Genomic DNA, 18,465 nt, shown 5'->3' on the forward strand with positions numbered 1-18,465 from the left:
CGGTAGATGTCGCAATCCACACCGAACCCAGAAGGCCCTCACCTGTTCAAGCACCCAGCACGCGTGTCACCAACGTTCCGGGACAACACACCTAGGCGCCCCCCGGGGGCCCGGGCCGTGGCTCGTCGCGGGGTGCGGGGGCCGCCGTGGTTCACCGTGGGGCGTGCGCGGTGCCTCCGTGGCCCGTCGCGGCGTTCCCCGTGCCCCGTCAGGCCGGCAGGCCCGCCCGTACCTTCGCCGCCGCCTTCCTCGCCGCCACCAGCACCGGGTCCCACACCGGTGAGAACGGCGGGGCGTAGCCCAGGTCCAGGGCGGTCATCTGTTCCACCGTCATCTGCGCGGTGAGCGCCACCGCAGCGATGTCGACCCGCTTCGCCGCCCCCTCCCGGCCGACGATCTGCACGCCGAGCAGCCGACCGGTGCGGGACTCGGCGAGCATCTTGACCGTCATGGGGGCGGCACCGGGGTAGTAGCCGGCACGGCTGGTCGACTCGACGGTGACCGTCTCGAAGCGCAGGCCGGCACGGCGGGCGTCCTTCTCGCGCAGCCCGGTCCGGGCGATCTCCAGGTCGCAGACCTTGCTGACCGCCGTGCCGACGACCCCCGGGAAGGTGGCGTAACCACCGCCGGCGTTGGTGCCGATGACCTGGCCGTGCTTGTTGGCGTGGGTGCCGAGCGGCACGTACTGCACCTGTCCGGAGACCAGGTTGAGCACCTCCACGCAGTCGCCGCCCGCCCAGATGTTCTCGTGCCCGCGCACCCGCATCGCGAGGTCGGTGAGCAGCCCCCCGTGGGCGCCGAGCGGCAGCCCGGCCGCGCGGGCGAGGGCGGTCTCCGGGCGGACGCCGATGCCCAGGACCACCACGTCCGCGGGGTACTCGGCGTCCGCCGTGGCCACCGCCCGCACCCGGCCGTCCTCGCCGGTGAGCAGCTTGGTGACCTCGGCGTCGTCGACCATGGTGATGCCGAGGCCCTCCATGGCCCGGTGCACCAGCCGGCCCATGTCCGGGTCGAGCGTCGACATGGGCTCCTTGCCGCGGTTGACGACCGTCACCTCGAAGCCCCGGTTGATCAGCGCCTCGGCCATCTCGACACCGATGTAGCCGGCGCCCACGACCACCGCCCTGCGTCCCTCGGCACCGGCCAGCGTGTCCAGCAGGGCCTGCCCGTCGTCCAGCGTCTGCACCCCGTGCACGCCGGGGGCGTCCGCGCCGGGCAGGTCGGGGCGGACCGGGCGGGCGCCGGTGGCGATGACGAGCTTGTCGTACGGCGTCCAGGACTCGGCGCCGGAATCGACGTCACGCGCGCGGACCCGCTGCCCGGGCACGTCGATCTCCGTGACCTCGGTGCGCAGCCGCAGATCGATCCCGCGCGCGCGGTGCTCCTCGGGCGTCCGGGCGATGAGCCGGTCTCGTTCGGGGACCTCGCCACCCACCCAGTACGGGATCCCGCACGCCGAGAAGGAGGTGAAGTGGCCGCGCTCGAACGCCACGATCTCCAGCTCCCCGGGGTCCTTCAGCCTCCGTGCCTGCGACGCCGCCGACATGCCCGCGGCGTCGCCGCCGATCACGACCAGCCGTTCCCTGCCGTCCCGCCCCTCGCTCATGCTCATGGGAACACGCTACGGGCCGCGGGCATTTCAGTCCCGCCCGGTCTCCTCCGCCGGGCCCGGCCCGGCTCGGCCCGGGGCGGGACGGCCCACGGCAGCGGGCCGAGCGCGGTCGTCGCGGGCGCGGGCCAGACGCGGGCCCGGCCCGTGCCCCGGAGGCCGTCGAGGACCTCGTCGTACCGCTCGGTGGGCGCGCGCAGCACCACCCGGGCGCGCTCGTGGCCGCCGGCGTCCCGGCTCGTCGTCTCCCCGCCGACGAAGCCGCCCGCCTCGTCGGCGGTCCTGCGGGCCGCCGCCAGAGCCCTGGGCACGTCCTCGGCCTCGACGGTGAGGGAGGCGGTCCGGACGACCGAGCCCGGGGCGGTCACGGGGGTCGTGCGCGAGGTCTTCCCGTTGTCGTCGTCCGCCCCTCCACCGGGGGCGCCGGCCGGCTGGGTCCGGGAGCCCGAGGCGGCCTTGGCGGAACCGCCGCGCGAGCCGTCCGCGCCGCCGCACCCGGCGAGCGCCAGGGACGCGGCGAGCCGGATCGCCGTGAGGGCCCGGATGGAGCGGGCGGTGCCGGTGGTCCGGGCCGAGTGGGCGGTGGTGGCGGTGCGGGGCCGAGTGGGCGGTGGTGGCGGTGCGGGGCGTGCGCATGGGCGGTACCCCCGGGGATGCGTGCGGTGAGGGTTTTTCGACGGCGGGGGCGGATGCGGAAACGTTTGGCGGCGGCGGTTCGGTACCGGTCACGGTCCGGACCCGTGACGCTCACCGCCTCCCGGCGGGAGTGTCGGTGGGGTCTGAGAGAGTGGGGGCATGAGCGCAACGGGTAGGAGCTTGGGGCACGTCGTCGTGATCGGGGCCGGCATCGCAGGGCTGGCCGCCGCGCACCGGCTGCTGGGGCGCGGAGCGCACGTGACCGTGCTGGAGGCCGGCGACCGCGTCGGCGGCAAGCTGCTGCCCGGCGAGATCGCCGGCGTGCGGGTCGACCTGGGCGCCGAGTCCATGCTCGCCCGCCGCCCCGAGGCGGTGACGCTCGCGCGCGAGGCGGGTCTCGGCGAGGCGCTGCAGCCGCCGGCCACCGCGACCGCCGCGATCTGGACCCGGGGCGCCCTGCGGCCCATGCCCAAGGGCCACGTCATGGGCGTGCCGGGCACCGCCGCCGCGCTCTCCGGCGTCCTCTCCGACGAGGGGCTGGCCCGTGTCGACCGCGATGCCGACCTGCCCCGCACGGAGACCGGCGACGACGTGGCCGTGGGGGAGTACGTGGCGGCCCGGCTCGGCCGCGAGGTCGTCGACCGCCTGGTCGAACCCCTGCTCGGCGGTGTCTACGCGGGCGACGCCTACCGCATCTCGATGCGCTCGGCCGTCCCCCAGCTCTTCCAGGCCGCGCGCACCCACACCTCCCTCACCGAGGGCGTCCGGGAGATCCAGGCGAAGGCCGCCGCGCAGCAGCAGACCGGGCCGGTCTTCACGGGCATCGCCGGCGGCGTCGGGCGACTGCCGCTCGCGGTCGCCGCGTCGGTGCGCGCGCGGGGCGGCGAGATCCTCACCGGGACACCCGCGCGGGAGCTGCGCCGGGACCCGGCCGGCGGCTGGCGGATCGGCACCGGTGAGCGCGTGCTGCACGCCGACGCCGTGATCGTCGCCGTCCCCGCCCCGGCCGCCGCCGGGCTGCTGCGCGCCGAGTCCCCGGGGGCCGCCGCCGAGCTGTCCGCCGTCGAGTACGCCTCGATGGCCCTGATCACCCTCGCCTACCGGCGCGCCGGCCTGCGCCTGCCCGAAGGCAGTGGCTTCCTGGTGCCGCCCGTCGACGGCCGCACCATCAAGGCCTCCACCTTCGCCTCCCAGAAGTGGGGCTGGATCGCCGAGGAGGACCCGGACGTGGTCGTCCTGCGCACGTCCGTGGGCCGCCACGGCGAGACGGAGATCCTCGGCCGGGACGACGCCGACCTGGTGGAGGTCTCCCGCCGTGACCTGCGCGAGGCCACCGGCCTGGACGCGGCGCCGCTGCGGACCCGGGTCACCCGCTGGACCGACGGCCTGCCCCAGTACCCGGTGGGCCACCACGCGCGCGTGGCCCGGATCCGCGAGCACGTCGCCAAGCTGCCCGGGCTCGCGGTGTGCGGCGCGCAGTACGACGGCGTGGGCATCCCCGCCTGCATCGCGAGCGCGTACGCGGCGGTGGACCAGCTCGCCGGCGACCTGACGGGAATGACCGAGCTGACCGCCAACCCGGTGCAGAGCCTGCACGGCGGAGCGGGAGAATAGGGACCATGAGTGACGACGCCCCCACCACCGAGTCCGGCAGGATCCCGAACAAGGGCAAGCTGGCCAAGGACCTCAACGAGGTCATCCGCTACACCCTCTGGTCGGTCTTCAAGCTGAAGGACGTGCTGCCGGAGGACCGCGCGGGATACGCCGACGAGGTCCAGGAGCTGTTCGACCAGCTCGCCGCCAAGGACGTGACGATCCGCGGCACCTACGACGTCTCCGGCCTGCGCGCCGACGCCGACCTGATGATCTGGTGGCACGCCGAGACCAGTGACCAGCTCCAGGAGGCGTACAACCTCTTCCGCCGCACCAGGCTGGGCCGCGCGCTCACGCCCGTGTGGTCGAACATGGCGCTGCACCGCCCGGCCGAGTTCAACCGCGCGCACATCCCGGCGTTCCTCGCCGACGAGACGCCCCGCAACTACGTGAGCGTCTACCCCTTCGTGCGCTCCTACGACTGGTACCTGCTGCCCGACGAGGACCGCCGCCGCATGCTCGCCGACCACGGCAAGATGGCCCGCGGCTACCCCGACGTCCGCGCCAACACGGTCGCCTCGTTCTCCCTCGGCGACTACGAGTGGATCCTGGCCTTCGAGGCCGACGAGCTGTACCGCATCGTCGACCTCATGCGCCACCTCCGCGCCTCCGAGGCCCGCAGGCACGTCCGCGAGGAGATCCCGTTCTTCACGGGCCGCCGCAAGGACATCGGGGAACTGGTGGCGGGCCTGGCGTAGGCTTCCGGCGGCCTAACGCCGGAGGGCCTTGCCCTTGAGGGCGTCCCGCCGAGCCTCTTTGCCGGCCGATCCGCCGGCGGCGACCGCGACCGGCTCCGGGCGCGGCGCGCACGACGCGTGCCGCGCCGGGACGCGGCCCTCCAGGAGGTACGCGTCCAGGTACCCGTTGACGCACGCGTTGGGCCCGCCCCCGACCCCGTGCGTCCCCGCGTCCCGCTCGGTCACCAGCACCGAGCCGGACAGCCGCCGGTTCATCTCCAGCGCGCCCTGGTACGGCGCGGCGGCGTCCCGCTCGGCCGCCAGGATCAGCACCGGCGGCAGCTCACCGGGCCCGGTCCGCACGTCCAGCGGCTGCCGGCGGGGCACCGGCCAGTAGGCGCAGGGCAGGTTCATCCACGCGTTGTCCCAGGTCTCGAACGGCGCCACCCGGGCGAGCCGGGTGTTGTCGCGGTCCCACACCGCCCAGTCCTCCGGCCAGGGCGCGTCGTTGCACTCCACGGCCGTGTACACCGCGGCGGCGTTCTCCGCCTCGACGGCCGTCTCCGTGCTGGGCGCGGCCAGCCGGACCAGCGGCTTCGGGTCTCCGCGCAGATACGCCGAGAGGGCCGCCGCCCGGCTCGGCCAGTAGGCGTCGTAGTACCCGGCCGTCAGGAACGCGTTCTGCAGCTGGCCGGGGCCGACCTTCCCGCCCGCCGCCTTCCCCGCCAGCCGCTCGCGCGCGGTGTCGTAGCTGTGCTGCACCCGCGCGGGCGTGGTGCCGAGCCGGTACACGTCGTCGTGCCGGGCGATCCAGTCGCGGAAGTCCGCCCAGCGCTCCTCGAAGGCCGCCGACTGGTCCAGGTTGCTGCGGTACCAGATCCTCTCCGGGTCCGGGTTCACCGCCGAGTCCAGCACCATGCGGCGCACGTGCGAGGGGAACATCGCCGCGTACAGCGCGCCGAAGTAGGTGCCGTACGACGCTCCCACGAAGGTCAGCCGGTCCTCGCCCAGCGCCGCCCGCAGGACGTCCAGGTCCCGGGCGTTGTTCAGCGAGGTGTAGAACCGCAGCCCGCTCCCGGACCGCCGGGCGCAGCCGCGCGCGTACGCCTTCGCCTGGGCGACGCGCTGACGCTTGTACGCCTCCGAGGGGTGCACCGGGGACGCGGTCGGGCCCTTGAAGAAGCGCTGCGGGTCCTCGCAGGACAGCGGCGCCGACCGGCCCACCCCGCGCGGCGCGTAGCCGACCAGGTCGTAGGCGGCGGCGATCCGCTTCCACTGGGGGATCCGGCCGATCAGCGGGAAGTACATGCCGGAGGCGCCCGGGCCGCCCGGGTTGAAGAGCAGGGCGCCCTGCCGGGGCACCTTCCGCTTGCTGTTGTGCGGGTCCTTCCCGGTGGCCGGGGCCCGGCTGACGGTCAGCCGGATCTGCTCGCCCTCCGGGTCGGCGTAGTCGAGGGGGACCGCCACCGTGCCGCACCGCACGCCGGCCGGGGCGTTCGGTACGTCGGCGGCGGAGCACGGGCCGAAGTCGATGCCGGCCGCCCGGGCGCGGGCCACGGCCACCGCGGTGCCGCGCAGCTCGGCCGCACCGGGGGCGCCGGGGCTGCCCGGGACGCCGGGGGTGCCGCCCGCCGGGGCCGCGGCCAGGGCGGTCAGGAGCAGGGAACCGGCGGCCGAGTAGAGGGCGGCGGCTTTCATCGCGTGTCCCTTCGGTGCGCGGCGGCGATGGCACGGCTGCCACGGCCCGGCGCCCACAGAAGGGATGTTTCGGTCGGCTGTGGGGGAAGGCAAGCACCACCCGGCCGGTGTCGGCCCCAATGCCCCCGATGCGCCCCCGAAGGTGCCGCCTTCACTCCCGCCAGGGCTGGTCGCGGTGGGTGAAGGCGGCGCGCAGCTCCGGTTCGCCGACGGCGCGGACGCCGCGTACGGCGACGGAGGTGAGGAACGACCGCTCGTCACCGGCCGGCCCGCCGGCCAGCGCGCTCAGCAGCCGCTGCCCGGCCGGGGAGGCCCAGCGCGAATAGGGATGCACCTCGAACCGGGCGATGGCCAGGCAGCTCAGCGACAGCGTGAGGGGCAGCGCGAACCAGGCGCCCACCAGCGGGCGCGGTGTACCGGTCTGAACGGGCAGCAGCAGCGCGGTCACACCCAGCGCGGTCACGGCGACCGCGGCGGCCCGCACCCGGCGGACGGCGGCCCCGACGGTCGTCCCCGCGCCCTCGGGCACCGCGAGACCGGCGCGCACCAGCCCGTCCGCCAGCCGGCGCACGGCCTCCGCGCCGGCCGCCCGCGTCCGCACGGGCGCGATCCGCGACTGCCCCTCGGGCCCTATCGCCCCTATGACCGACCGCTCCATCTCGTCCCGCCCCCGTGGGTCCACGACCGTGGCCCAGCCGGTGTGCGCGAGCAGCAGCCGGCGCTGCCGGGCCATGGAGACCAGGGTCACGTCGGCGACCCGGGCCGGGCCGCCGGAGAGGAAGGCCGCCTCGTACAGCGTCAGAGCGCGCTCCTCGTCGGCCAACGGGGAGCGCGCGTCCACGGTTGCCGCGCGAAGGGCCGCCAGGCACAGCCGGGTGCAGGCCGTACCGGCGAAAGCCCAGGCCAGGAGCAGGAGAAGGACCCAGAACATGACGTGTTTCTATGCCAGCGGCCCGCGGGAACGCCATGCCCTGTTCACGATACGGACGGAGTGTTGCCGGGATGTGACGTTCCGTTTCCCGCGAGGCCCGGTCAGGGAGTGTCCGTCGCCGGCGGCGGGCTGGAGGCGGCGGGCGGCAGGGAGTACGTCTCGGTGGGCGACGGCGCGACCGGTACGGCGGCGCCCGGTTCGACCTCCGGCGGGGTCGGCACCGGGCTCGCGGAGGCCGCCAGATCCCTGGCCAGCGCGGCGAAGTCGACGTACCCGGTCGCCTCCAGGACCCTGATGTGGTCGAGGACGGTCGCGTTGGCGTCGTCGGCGAGATCGCGGACCAGGGTGTTCTGGGTGCCCGCCCGGACCTGTGCGACCAGGGAGAACACCCGGCCGTGCGCGAGCCGCAGCAGCTCGGCGAACCGGCGGTCGAAGTCCTGGCCCCGCGCCGCCTCCAAGGTGGCGAGCCACTGCTTCTGCTGCGCGTTCGGCTCGTTGGGCAGGGCCACGCCGAGCTGGGTGGCGACGGTCCGGACGTGGGCGTCCAGGGAGGTGTGGCCGTCGACGAGGTGCCGGCCGGCCGTGCGGACCGCCGGCGTGGTCCCCTTGCGCTGCGCCAGCTCCCCGGCGGGCAGCTCCCACAGCCCGGCCAGCCGGACCTTGGTGACGAAGTCCCGGTCCTGGCCGGACATCGGGCCGTACGGCGTCGTCACCGTCCGCGCGCTCAGCACGCTCGCGCTCGCCGGGTCCTGCCGGTCGGCGTACGACCACAGCGGGACGAGCAGCGCGACGAGCGTGGCCGCGAGGGCGGTGATGAGGAGTCCGGTGCCGCTGACTGTGCCTCGGCCGTTGATCGGGGGTCGCGGTCGCATGGTGCCTGCTCGGGAGTGGGTGGTGCGGGGTTGGCATAGTACTGGCAGCCGCGCCGTCCCTCCCGGGCGCTCAGGGTCCCCCGCACCCCTCCGGCGGCTCTACCCGTGGTTGCGGGGCCGCCGCAGCACCCGTGCCGCGAGCCCCCGCTTCCGGGGCGCCGGCCCGGCCCGGTCCAGCCACCAGTCGCGCAGCTCCCGCCGCACCCCCGCGTGCGCCGGCCGCCCCAGCTTCAGCAGGTGCCCCGCGAAGTCCAGCGCGTCCTGCCGGTACCCGCCCCGCATCGGCCGCTGCCGGGCGTACTCCAGGAACGCCTCCCGGTACCCCGCCCCCAGGATCACCGGCAGCTCGGGTGCCACCTTCGCCACCACGCCCGCCCGCTTCGCCGCGAGCGCCCGCGCCTGCACCCCCATCCGCACCCGGTCGAACCCCTCCGGCACCGGCGTCCCCGCCACCAGGGCCGACAGCACGGCGGTCTGCGCCACCCCGACCCGCTCCCGCGCACCGGCCACCGGCCGCGCGAGGACCCCGACACCCCGCGCCCCGTCGCCGGCGGCGCCCGGCGTCGCCGTACCCCCGGCCACCGCGGCCCGTGCCGCGCGCGCCCGGCCGGCGGTGACCGCGCCCCCGACGGCCGCCAGCTCCCGCTCCAGCTCGGCCGGTTCCGGGAAGTTCTCGTCCCGCTCAAGGAGCACCCCGGGCGGCTCGGTGCGCGCGGCGAGGCCGGTGAGGATGTCGAGCACCGGGCGCGGCACGGGATGCGCGTGGCTGTCGTGCCAGACGCCGTCGCGCTCGAAGCCGCCCGCGACATGGACGTAGGCGAGCGCCTCCAGGGGCAGCGCGGCCAGCGCCTCGGCCGGGTCCTCGCCCCGGTTGACGTGGTTGGTGTGCAGGTTGGCGACGTCGATCAGCAGCCGTACGCCGGTCCGTTCGACCAGTTCGGACAGGAACCGCCCCTCGGTCAGCTCCTCGCCCGGCCAGGAGAACAGCGCGGCGATGTTCTCCAGGGCCAGCGGCACCGGCAGCGCCTCCTGGGCGATCCGGACGTTCTCGCACAGCACGTCCAGGGCGTCCCGGGTGCGTGGCACGGGCAGCAGGTGGCCGGCTTCCAGGCGGGGGGAGGCGGTGAGCGCGCCGCCCGCCCGGACGAAGGCGATGTGCTCGGTGACCAGCGGTGCGCCGAGAGCCTCGGCCCGTTCGGCGAGTGCCGTCAGCCGCCCCTCGTCGGGACGGTCCGCACCGCCGAGGCCGAGGGAGACGCCGTGCGGGACCACCGTCACCCCGCGTTCGCGCAGCCGCAGCAGCGAGGCGGGGAGGTGGCCGGGGCAGACGTTCTCCGCCACGACCTCCACCCAGTCGATGCCCGGCATGCGCTCCACGGCGTCCGCGATCTCCGGCCGCCATCCGATCCCGGTCCCCAGTCGCCGCATGCTGCCTCCCCCTCCTCGGCTGTGCTCGTGCGTCGAGTGAGGGAGGTATGGCCCCGCCCCGCCGCCGCGAACCCCCTCCCCGACGCGTTCAGAGCAACATTTGAGGTTCCGGCCGACCGCACCCGTGGGTGGACTCTCCGGCAGGGCCCGGCGCCCGGAGCGGTGCCGCCGGGACCTCCTGCGCCCCGGGCCCGCGTGCGGGCGCGCGGTTCACGGACCGGCGGGGGAGGCGTCCCGGCGCAGCGCCGGATGGTCCGCCACCACCGTGCACGAGCCCGGGGCGATCTCGGTGAAGCCCGCGTCCCGGACCACGGGCAGGCCGCCGGCCGTCAGCCGGGCCCAGTCGGCCGGGGCGGCCGTACGGACGGTGAGGGCGTAACCCGTGTCGCGCCAGGCGGCACGGTCGGCGTCCGGCAGCGCCCACCAGGCCAGTTGGGCGCCGTGGCCGGTCTGGGCCATGGCCTTGCCGGCCGACATGTCCAGATCGGGGTTGAGCCAGAGCACCGGTCCGTCGGCCGGGTCGGCGGGGAGGGGCGGCTCGGGGTCGTCCAGTTCGGTGCCCGACACCTGGAGCTTGGCCAGGTCCTTCGGCCAGCCGTCCAGCGGGATCGGCGGGAAGACCCGGACCTCCGCGGACTTGCCGGTCACCGTGATGCCGGGCAGCGCCCCGGCGCGCCGCCACTCGGCGCCGCGGGCCCGCCGGACCACCTTGCGGATCCGGGCGTCCTCCCAGCCGCGCACCGCCTCGGCCCACTCGCCGTCGCCCCGCGCCCGGTCGTCGCCGAGCAGCACGAGGACGGCCCGGGCGGACGTCTCCAGCGCGTCGGTACGGGCGGGCGGGGCGTCGCGCTCCATCCGGACGACGAGCGGCAGCACGAACTGGGGCGCCTCGTCCCGGGGGTCGTGTCCGGGCCGTGGGTCGTGTCCGGGCCGGGAGGGGCTGTCACTGGAGGGGGCTGGATCGTGGCTCACGGGAGCCCAGCCTACGAAGTCGTCGGCGGGCCGATCAACGCGCGGGCCGCGCGGAGGGAATTCCGGCGACGGCGACGAGCCGGCCGGCCGCGCTCGCCTGCTTGTCCCACGGAGAGGGGGGTGCGATCAGTACTTCGGCGTCGGGGACGAGACGCTGTGGAACCCGTCCAACGGGGCCGCCCGGCTCTCTCTGCGGCAGGTGGAGGTGTTGGAGGCCGAAACTGGAGCTGCCGTGGGTCTTCGCGCACGCCCTGCCGGCACGGCACCGGCGGACCGGCCACCCGATCGTCCCGGCCCCTCCGAGGGGGGCGTCGGTGTCGTCGTCGCCCGCGCACGGCGGGCCGGGATCGGCATCGACCGGGAGCGGTTCGAAGCGCTTTGGGACGGGCCGCTCCGGGGCGTACAGGTCTCCGCCGCCGGGGCGTCGGGGCCGGGGGAGGGGGGAGCCTGGGCCGCCGCGCCGCGGGCCAGGGCGGCCGAGCCGAGCCGGGGGACGGCCCGCCGAGCCGGGCCCCGGGCGCCACCCGGTCCGCGCCAGGGTCCCCGGCGCGGGCGGCCGTCAGCGACCTGCCCACCGGCTCGCGGACGGCCGGACGCCGCTGCCGCCCCTGGCCGGCGCGTCCTTGCTCACGGCGGCCGCCTTCGCCGCGGCGGCCGGGCTCGGCGCGCGCCGCTCACCCTGAGCAGGCGGTGCGCTGCGCCTCCTGCCACTCGCAGACCGGGCACAGCGTGATGCCCTTGTACGACTCCGGGTACTCCGTCGGCTCCCGGCAGAGCACGCACTCCGCGTACGGCGGCCCGTCCGCCTTCGCCGGCTTCACCGTCCCGGTGATCGTGCAGTAGTCCTCGTCGCTCATGGTTCCAGCGTAGGACGACGTCAGCGGCCCGTGACCGTCTGGCCGATCAGCTCGGAGACCTTCACGAACCGGTAGCCGCGAGCGCGGAGTTCCGGTACCACCGTGCGGACGACCCGCTCGGTGGTGGGGGCGGCGCTGCGGGTGCAGTGCATGACGACCACCGAACCCGGTTTCACCCCGTCGAGCACCTGTTTGACCACCGCGTCGGCGTCCGTGGCGAACGCGTCCCCGCTCACCACGTCCCACTGCACCGCGGTCACCCCGAGCCCGCTGAGCGCGCGCAGCGCCGGCTGGTCGTAGCAGCCGCCGGGGAAACGGAAGTACGGCATCGGGTGCGGCACGCCCGCCGCGCGGAGGGAGGTGTACGCCCGCTGCACGTCCTCCCGCATCCGGCCGGCGTCGACGGTCGGCAGGCCGTAGCAGTCGGCGGTGAAGGCGTAGTGGCTCCAGGAGTGGTTGGCCACCTCGAACCCCGGGTCGCGGCCCAGGGCGCGGGCCTCGGCCGGGTACTGGTCGGCCCACCGGCCGGTCATGAAGACGGTCGCCGGCACCTTCAGCGCGCGCAGCGCGCCGATCAGGCCGGGGTTGTCGAAGTGCTCGCCGGAGGCCGCGCGGGGGCCCTCGTCGGCGGTCATGTCGGCGTCGAAGGTGAACGCGACCGTCTTGCCCCGGTCGCGCGGGCCGTGCTCGAAGACCGGGGTCAGCCCGCCGGGGCCCGGCGTCAGCACGGGCGGACGCGTGGAGGAGGGGGATCCGGAGGCGGGGCGGGCCGCCGGGGCCGGGCGGTCTCCGGACGCGGTGCCGCAGGCGGTGAGGGCCGCGGCCAGGGCACAAAGGACGGTGATACGGCGTACTCGTAGGATCACCGTACGAACGTAGAGCTGAATGTCCGTTTGTATGGTGATATGCCGTGTGGCACGGCGGCACGGTCACCCGGGCGGCGCCCCGCCGTCGGACCACGTCCTGCCGACCGTCACTCCAGCTCGCGCCGCTCCAGCGGTTTCACCGCCGGGCCCTGGATCACCGAACCGTCGACCGCGAAGCGCGAGCCGTGGCAGGGGCACTCCCAGGCGCGTTCGGCGCGGTTGAAGGAGACCAGGCAGCCGAGGTGGGTGCAGCGGGCCGACACGGCGTGCAGCGCGCCCTCCTCGTCGCGGTGGACCGCGAGCCGGTTGCCGCCGGAGCGGACCACCGCGCCGTCGCCGGGGGCGATCCCCTCCACCGAGGCCGGCGGCTTCAGCCGGTCGCCGACGAAGTGCCGGGCCACCTCCGCCTGGGTCTTCAGCAGCGACGGCGCCTCGCGCGCCACCGACTTCAGCCGGCGCGGGTCGTACAGCTCCCGCCACGCGCACTCCCGGCCGGTGATCAGCGCCGTCAGCAGCAGCCCGGCCATGATGCCGCCGCTCAGGCCCCAGCCGCCGAAGCCGGTGGCGACGTACGTGTGCCGGGCGCCCGGGTGCAGGGGCCCGACCAGCGGGACCGTGTCCGTGGACTCGTTGTCCTGGGTGGCCCAGGCGTGGTCCAGGGTCACCCCGGGGAAGTGCACCTCCGCCCAGGCGGCGAGCCGGTCCAGGGCGGCCTGCGGATCACCGGTGCCGGGGGTGAAGTGCTCGCCGGTGACCACGAGCAGCCGCTGCCCGTCCGTGCCGTACGGTGCCGTGCGCACCGAGCGGGTGTTCTCGTCCGGGGTGATGTACATGCCGCCGGGGTCCGGGCCGTCGCCCAGCGGTCCGGCCACGACCAGTTCGCGGCGCGGGGAGAGCCGGGTGAACAGCAGGGCCCGGTCGAACACCGGGTAGTGGGTGGCGACCACGACGTCCCGGGCGGTCACCGTGGCGCCGGCCTCGGTCGTCAGCCGGCACGGCTCGCCCTCCGTCAGCCCGGTGACCCGGGTCCGCTCGTAGACCTGGCTGCCGTGCGCGAGCAGGTCGGCGGTGAGCGCCCGCAGGTACCTGACCGGGTGGAACTGCGCCTGCCCGGTCACCCGGACCGCGCCCGCCACCGGGAACGGCAGCCCGGTCTCCGTGGTGAACGCGGCCGGCAGCCCCGCCTCCCGGGCGGCGTCCGCCTCCGCGCGCACCTCGTCCACCCGCGACCGGTCCCGTACGTAGGTGTAGGCGTCCCGGGTCTCCCAGTCGCAGTCGATCCCCAGCTCGGCCACCAGCGCCGCCGCGTGCGCGATCGCCTCCGTCTGCGACCGGGCGTACAGCCGCGCCCCCTCGGTGCCCCGGGTGCGCCGGAGCCGGTCGTAGACCAGGGTGTGCTGGGCGGTCAGCTTCGCGGTGGTGTGGCCGGTGACGCCGGCCACGGCCCGGCCGGCCTCCAGCACCGCCACCCGCCGCCCGGCCCGGGCCAGCTCGTGGGCGGTGCTCAGCCCGGCGATGCCCGCGCCGACGACCGCCACGTCCACGTCGATGTCCGCGTCCAGGGTGGGGTGCTCCGGGCCGTGGGCGGTCTCCAGCCAGTACGAGTCGGTGACCTTCCGGTGTTCGCGCATGCCCGTCGGGTACCCCGGGCCGCCCGGCTCACGTCCGCCTCCCCGGCCGTGCCCCGGGCCGTTCCGCTCGCGGGCCCTGCGGCGGCCGTGTCCCGGGCCCCGGTCACGTGCCCTTCGGTGGCCTTGCCCGGCCCCGCTCACGCGCCCTTCAACAGCCGCTCCCGGCACTCGGCGACGTCGAAGCGGGCCTGCGGATACCGCGGGTCCAGCTCGCGCAGCTGCTCCAGCAGCAGTCGGCTGATCGCCCAGTCGCGGTACCACTTGCGGTCCGCCGGGATCAGGTACCAGGGCGCGGACGGCGCCGCGCAGCGCTCCAGGGCCAGCTGGTACGCCTCCTGGTAGGCGGGCCACAGGGCGCGTTCGTCGATGTCACCGGGGTCGAACTTCCAGTGCTTGTCGGGGCGGTCGAGGCGGCGCAGCAGCCGGCGCCGCTGTTCGTCGCAGGAGATGTGCAGGAAGCACTTGACGAGGGTGACGCCATCGTCGGCGAGGGTGCGTTCGAAGTCGTTGATCAGGCCGTACCGGCTGCCGATCGCGGCGGGCCGGGCGAGATGCCGGACGCGGGCGATGAGGACGTCCTCGTAGTGCGAGCGGTCGAAGATGCCGATCTCGCCGGGCTCCGGCAGCGCGCGCCGCACCCGCCACAGGAAGTCGTGGCGCCGCTCCTCCTCGGTGGGCGCCTTGAACGCCGTGATCCGGCAGCCCGACGGGTTGAGCTGCCCGATCACATGCTTGACCGTGCCGCCCTTGCCGCTGGTGTCCATGCCCTGGAGCACCAGCAGCACCCGGCGGCGGTCGCCCGCGGTGGCCGCCGCCCAGAGCCTCTCCTGGAGCCGGGCCAGGCGCTTGCCCGTGCGTTCCGCGTCGGCCAGCGCGGCCTGTTTTCCGTCCGGGGCGCCGGGGGTGGCCCGGGCGTCGTACCGGGACAGCTCGACGCCCTCGCCCGGCGGGAGCCGCAGCAGATCCCGGAGTGTCCTCTCCTGCTCCCTCGCCGGGTTCCTCGGCACGGGCGCTCCTTCCGGCCGCTGTACGGGTGGGTGTGGCCGACGGCTGCCCCGGGAGCTCCGGGAGCGGCTGGGGCTCTGGGGGGACTCGTCAGCCGGGATGCGGTCCGCCGTCGGTGTGGGGCTCCGGCCGCCGGCCCGGCTCCGCAAGCGTGGGCTGCCCGCCCCGCTCCAGGAAGCGCAGCAGCTCCACCGGGATGGGCAGCACCAGGGTGGAGTTCTTCTCGGCCGAGACCGCCATCACCGTCTGCAGCAGCCGCAGCTGGAGCGCGGCCGGTGTGTCGGACATCTGCTGGGCGGCCTCGGCGAGCTTCCTGGAGGCCTGGAGTTCGGCGTCCGCGTTGATGATCCGGGCCCGGCGCTCGCGGTCCGCCTCGGCCTGGCGGGCCATCGACCGCTTCATGGTGTCCGGCAGGGACACGTCCTTGATCTCGACCCGGTCCACCTGGATGCCCCAGCCCACCGCCGGACTGTCGATCATCAGCTCCAGGCCCTGGTTGAGCTTCTCGCGGTTGGAGAGCAGATCATCCAGATCGCTCTTGCCGATGATCGACCTGAGGGAGGTCTGCGCCATCTGCGACACCGCGAACTTGTAGTCCTCGACCTTCACCAGGGCGCTCGTCGCGTCGACCACCCGGAAGTAGACCACCGCGTCCACCCGTACGGTGACGTTGTCCCGGGTGATGCCCTCCTGGGCCGGGATGGGCAGCGTCACGATCTGCATGTTGACCTTCTGCAGCCGGTCCACGAACGGGATGATCAGGTTCAGGCCCGGGGGCCGTACGTCACCCGCCACCCGGCCGAGCCGGAACAGCACACCCCGCTCGTACTGCTTGACCACGCGCATCGCCGATGCCAGGTACACCACGCCGACGGAGCCCGCCGCCGCCAGGGTCACCACAAGGTCCTCGACCATGGTGACCTCCTCACACAGAGGCCGGTTTGTCTGATGATGCCACGATAGGCCCGTGGGGCCGGGATGCCGAGACCTCTCGGCGCCCGGCCCCACGGTGCGGTGCTCAGGCCGCGGTGACCAGCTTCACCGGCTCGGTGCCGGCCGCGCTGTGCCGTGCGGCCCAGTTGTCCAGGGCCGTGCGGCAGGCGTGGTCCAGGTGGTGCAGCCCGGACAGGTCGAGCCGGACCGGGCGGTCCTGGGGCAGCGACTCCAGGCTGTCCAGGATCTTCGGCAGGCGCAGGAAGGTGGCGTTCCCCGACAGGTGCGCCTCGATCGGGCCGGTGCCCTTGTCCACGACGTCCAGCCTGACGTGCGAGGACTCCCAGGCGGTCTTCACCACCGCCAGCGCGAGACCGATGAGCACGCCCTCGAACATGCTGACCGCCACGATGGAGACGGCCGTCGCGGCGAGGACCAGCGCCTCCCCGCGGTGCTCGCGCCACAGCCCGGCCAGCGCCCGGACCGGGATCAGCTTGGCGCCCGCGTGGATCAGGATGCCCGCGAGGGCCGGGATCGGGATGTAGGCGAGCACGCCGGGCAGTATCGCCGCGAACAGCAGCAGCCAGACGCCGTGCATGACCCGGGAGGCCTTCGTCCGGGCTCCGGCCTGGACGTTGGCGGCGCTGCGCACGATCACCGCGGTCATCGGCAGCGCGCCGAGCACCCCGCACACCAGGTTCCCGGTGCCCTGGGCGACGAGCTCCCTGTTGTACTGGGTGCGCGGCCCGGAGTGCAGCCGGTCCACGGCCGCCGCGCTGAACAGCGACTCGGCGGACGCGATCAGGGTGAAGGCGACGACCGTGCCCAGCAGGCCGGCACCGGCCAGCTCGCCGAAGGCGCTCAGCGGGGGTGGCTGGACCGAGCCGAGCAGGCCCTTGACCTCCACCGTGGCCACGGGCAGGTCCAGCGCGAACGCGGCCAGTGTGGCGAGCCCGACCGCGGCCAGCGGGCCGGGCACCGCGCGCACGACGGCCGGGGTGCGCTTCCACAGCAGCAGCACCGCGACGGTGCCCGCGGCCACCGCGAGCGAGGCCAGGGCGCCGGTGTCGCCGAGGGCGTCCCAGAACGCCCCCGGCAGCCCGGCCATCTTGTCCAGGCCGGAGTCGGGCGCCTTCGTCGCCAGTGCCGGATACAACTGCCCGGCGATGATCACCAGGCCGATCCCGGCCAGCATGCCCTCGACGACGGAGACGGAGATGGCGCGGAAGTAACGGCCCAGCCGCAGCAGGCCCATGGCCACCTGGAGCACGCCCGCGGTGAGGACGATCACGCCGAGCACCGGCAGCCCGAACTCCTTGACCGCCTCGAAGACGAGCACGGTCATACCGGCCGCGGGGCCCGACACCTGCAGGCTGCTGCCGCGCATCAGCCCGGTGACGATGCCGCCGACGATGCCGGTGACCAGGCCGAGTTCGGCCGGGACGCCGGAGGCGACGGCCACGCCCACGCACAACGGCAGCGCGACCAGGAAGACCACCAGGGAGGCCGCGAAATCCTCCTTCAGGTGCGGGAAACGGGATATGAGGGTGCGGTCGCGGTCGGTCATCGGCGCGCTCACAGGGACTCGAAGGTGTCGGTGTGCGGGCGGTGCGTCCGTACGGCGCCGGTGTGCACCTCGTAGTACCAGGCGTGCAGGGTCAGCTGACCCTCCGCCAGTTTCCGTTCGACGCAGGGGTACGAGCGGAGTCGGAGCAACTGGGTCAGGGCATGACTCTGCACGCCCTCGGCGACCTCCGGGTCCTCGGCCGCGCCGGCCGGGCGCGGGGTGGCGGAGGCCAGCCAGTCGCGCACGGCGGGTACGGCGTCCAGGTCGTCCCCGCGCACGAGGGCGCCGACGGCCCCGCAGTGCGAGTGGCCGCAGACGACGATGTCGCGGACGCCGAGCACCTCCACGGCGTACTCGATGGTGGCGGCCTCGCTGGTGGGGTGCTCGGACGTGTGGGGCGGGACGATGTTGCCCGCGGTGCGCAGTTCGAACAGCTCGCCGGGGCGGGCGCCCGTGATCAGGGCCGGGACGACCCGGGAATCGGAGCAGGTGATGAACAGCACCTGCGGGGACTGGCCTTCGGCGAGCTCGGCGAACTCCTCAGGGCGCTGTCCGAAGGTACGGGCGTTGTCGATGAGGGGCTGCATGTGTGTGGGTTCCTCCTGGCGCGCCTGCCTGGCGCGTCGGACGTGCACAACGGTTGTGGGGGTGAGGAGAGCGTGCGGCCGTCAGCAGCGGAAGACCTGGAGCGCCGCCGGGGCGTGGGCTCTGGAGGCTCTCGGCGTGTGCGGACGCCGGACGTCGGAGGTTTCCGACGGGTCCGCGGCGACCGCGCGGCCGGGTATGCGGGCGTGTTCCTGGCAGCAGCCGGACGAGGGCCGGCGGTGCCGGTCGCGCACGTGCGGGGCGCCCGCGGGGGCACCCGGGCGGCCCGGGGTGCGGGCTTGTTCCGTTCCGTCCCGGACCAACTGCTCGGAGGGGATGATTCCGGTCTCAGCCTTGGCCCGCGCCTGACCGTGCGTGTGCGCGGACGCGAAGGTTCCGGTGGATGTGAAGAGCTGGAACGCGAGCAGGGTCATGCCGAGGAGGGCGAGCAGGGTCCTGGCCGTCGTACCTCGGAACATGAGCCCTCCCTCCCCGCGTTCACGTTTCTTGTCCAGACCAAGGGTTGGTCAATGGATGGTCAAGAA

Annotated in this window: 18 protein-coding genes; 3 read left to right on the forward strand and 15 right to left on the reverse strand. The window is 74.9% G+C overall.

What is annotated here, in order from left to right:
* Nucleotides 1-208: 208 nt before the first annotated feature.
* Both ACZ7N4_RS23840 and ACZ7N4_RS23845 read right to left on the reverse strand, forming a co-directional pair.
* On the reverse strand, nucleotides 209-1,612 hold the full coding sequence (locus tag ACZ7N4_RS23840; protein WP_471361014.1) for an FAD-dependent oxidoreductase: 1,404 nt from the start codon (nucleotides 1,610-1,612) through the stop codon (nucleotides 209-211).
* Nucleotides 1,609-1,977 (reverse strand): DUF4349 domain-containing protein, encoded by a 369-nt coding sequence (locus tag ACZ7N4_RS23845; protein WP_471361017.1) that lies wholly within the window; start codon nucleotides 1,975-1,977, stop codon nucleotides 1,609-1,611. The genes ACZ7N4_RS23840 and ACZ7N4_RS23845 overlap by 4 nt, the downstream gene beginning before the upstream one ends.
* A 427-nt stretch (nucleotides 1,978-2,404) precedes the next feature.
* On the opposite strand from ACZ7N4_RS23845, the gene hemG reads away from it, so the two are divergent.
* On the forward strand, nucleotides 2,405-3,859 hold the full coding sequence (hemG, locus tag ACZ7N4_RS23850; protein WP_471361020.1) for a protoporphyrinogen oxidase: 1,455 nt from the start codon (nucleotides 2,405-2,407) through the stop codon (nucleotides 3,857-3,859).
* A gap of 5 nt (nucleotides 3,860-3,864) precedes the next feature.
* On the forward strand, nucleotides 3,865-4,596 hold the full coding sequence (gene hemQ, locus ACZ7N4_RS23855; RefSeq protein ID WP_471361021.1) for a hydrogen peroxide-dependent heme synthase: 732 nt from the start codon (nucleotides 3,865-3,867) through the stop codon (nucleotides 4,594-4,596).
* Nucleotides 4,597-4,608: 12 nt separating this feature from the next.
* Here hemQ and ACZ7N4_RS23860 read toward each other — a convergent pair whose 3' ends face one another.
* The 5 genes from ACZ7N4_RS23860 to ACZ7N4_RS23880 form a co-directional block, all read right to left on the reverse strand.
* On the reverse strand, nucleotides 4,609-6,273 hold the full coding sequence (locus tag ACZ7N4_RS23860; protein WP_471361024.1) for an alpha/beta hydrolase: 1,665 nt from the start codon (nucleotides 6,271-6,273) through the stop codon (nucleotides 4,609-4,611).
* Nucleotides 6,274-6,424: 151 nt separating this feature from the next.
* Nucleotides 6,425-7,204, reverse strand: coding sequence for a TIGR04222 domain-containing membrane protein (locus tag ACZ7N4_RS23865; protein WP_471361026.1), 780 nt, complete (start codon nucleotides 7,202-7,204; stop codon nucleotides 6,425-6,427).
* A 101-nt stretch (nucleotides 7,205-7,305) separates the two neighbouring features.
* Nucleotides 7,306-8,076 carry a DUF4142 domain-containing protein gene (locus ACZ7N4_RS23870; protein ID WP_471361029.1) on the reverse strand — a complete coding sequence of 257 codons (771 nt, stop codon included), beginning with the start codon at nucleotides 8,074-8,076 and terminating at the stop codon, nucleotides 7,306-7,308.
* Between the two features lie 99 nt (nucleotides 8,077-8,175).
* A complete protein-coding gene (locus tag ACZ7N4_RS23875; RefSeq protein WP_471361031.1) occupies nucleotides 8,176-9,504 on the reverse strand; it encodes an MbnB/TglH/ChrH family RiPP precursor modification enzyme in 1,329 nt (442 codons plus the stop codon).
* 210 nt (nucleotides 9,505-9,714) lie between these two features.
* Complete coding sequence (locus tag ACZ7N4_RS23880) at nucleotides 9,715-10,476, reverse strand: aminoacyl-tRNA hydrolase (RefSeq protein ID WP_471361033.1); 762 nt, start codon at nucleotides 10,474-10,476, stop codon at nucleotides 9,715-9,717.
* 97 nt (nucleotides 10,477-10,573) lie between these two features.
* Between ACZ7N4_RS23880 and ACZ7N4_RS23885 the strand changes: the two genes are divergently transcribed.
* Entirely contained in the window at nucleotides 10,574-11,209 is a 636-nt protein-coding gene (locus ACZ7N4_RS23885) for a DUF6086 family protein (RefSeq protein WP_471361457.1), read from the forward strand.
* Here the strand turns inward: ACZ7N4_RS23885 and ACZ7N4_RS23890 are convergent.
* The 8 genes from ACZ7N4_RS23890 to ACZ7N4_RS23925 all read right to left on the reverse strand — a co-directional run bounded on the left by ACZ7N4_RS23890 (nucleotide 11,151) and on the right by ACZ7N4_RS23925 (nucleotide 18,399).
* A complete protein-coding gene (locus ACZ7N4_RS23890) occupies nucleotides 11,151-11,333 on the reverse strand; it encodes a hypothetical protein (RefSeq protein WP_189298826.1) in 183 nt (60 codons plus the stop codon). The two genes, ACZ7N4_RS23885 and ACZ7N4_RS23890, sit on opposite strands and share 59 nt — an antisense overlap.
* 20 nt (nucleotides 11,334-11,353) lie before the next feature.
* Complete coding sequence (locus ACZ7N4_RS23895; RefSeq protein ID WP_471361036.1) at nucleotides 11,354-12,199, reverse strand: polysaccharide deacetylase family protein; 846 nt, start codon at nucleotides 12,197-12,199, stop codon at nucleotides 11,354-11,356.
* A 107-nt stretch (nucleotides 12,200-12,306) separates the two neighbouring features.
* Nucleotides 12,307-13,830, reverse strand: coding sequence for an FAD-dependent oxidoreductase (locus ACZ7N4_RS23900; protein WP_471361039.1), 1,524 nt, complete (start codon nucleotides 13,828-13,830; stop codon nucleotides 12,307-12,309).
* A gap of 137 nt (nucleotides 13,831-13,967) precedes the next feature.
* Nucleotides 13,968-14,837, reverse strand: a complete 870-nt coding sequence (locus tag ACZ7N4_RS23905) for a PPK2 family polyphosphate kinase (RefSeq protein WP_471361041.1) — start codon at nucleotides 14,835-14,837, stop codon at nucleotides 13,968-13,970.
* An 88-nt stretch (nucleotides 14,838-14,925) separates the two neighbouring features.
* On the reverse strand, nucleotides 14,926-15,750 hold the full coding sequence (locus ACZ7N4_RS23910) for a slipin family protein (protein WP_471361044.1): 825 nt from the start codon (nucleotides 15,748-15,750) through the stop codon (nucleotides 14,926-14,928).
* A gap of 103 nt (nucleotides 15,751-15,853) precedes the next feature.
* Nucleotides 15,854-17,335 (reverse strand): SulP family inorganic anion transporter, encoded by a 1,482-nt coding sequence (locus ACZ7N4_RS23915; protein WP_471361046.1) that lies wholly within the window; start codon nucleotides 17,333-17,335, stop codon nucleotides 15,854-15,856.
* Nucleotides 17,336-17,343: 8 nt separating this feature from the next.
* Nucleotides 17,344-17,922, reverse strand: a complete 579-nt coding sequence (locus ACZ7N4_RS23920) for a carbonic anhydrase (protein WP_471361048.1) — start codon at nucleotides 17,920-17,922, stop codon at nucleotides 17,344-17,346.
* Nucleotides 17,923-18,003: 81 nt separating this feature from the next.
* Nucleotides 18,004-18,399 (reverse strand): hypothetical protein, encoded by a 396-nt coding sequence (locus tag ACZ7N4_RS23925; RefSeq protein ID WP_471361051.1) that lies wholly within the window; start codon nucleotides 18,397-18,399, stop codon nucleotides 18,004-18,006.
* Nucleotides 18,400-18,465: the final 66 nt, after the last annotated feature.

It is taken from the genome of Streptomyces sp. NPDC107654 (assembly GCF_055639035.1).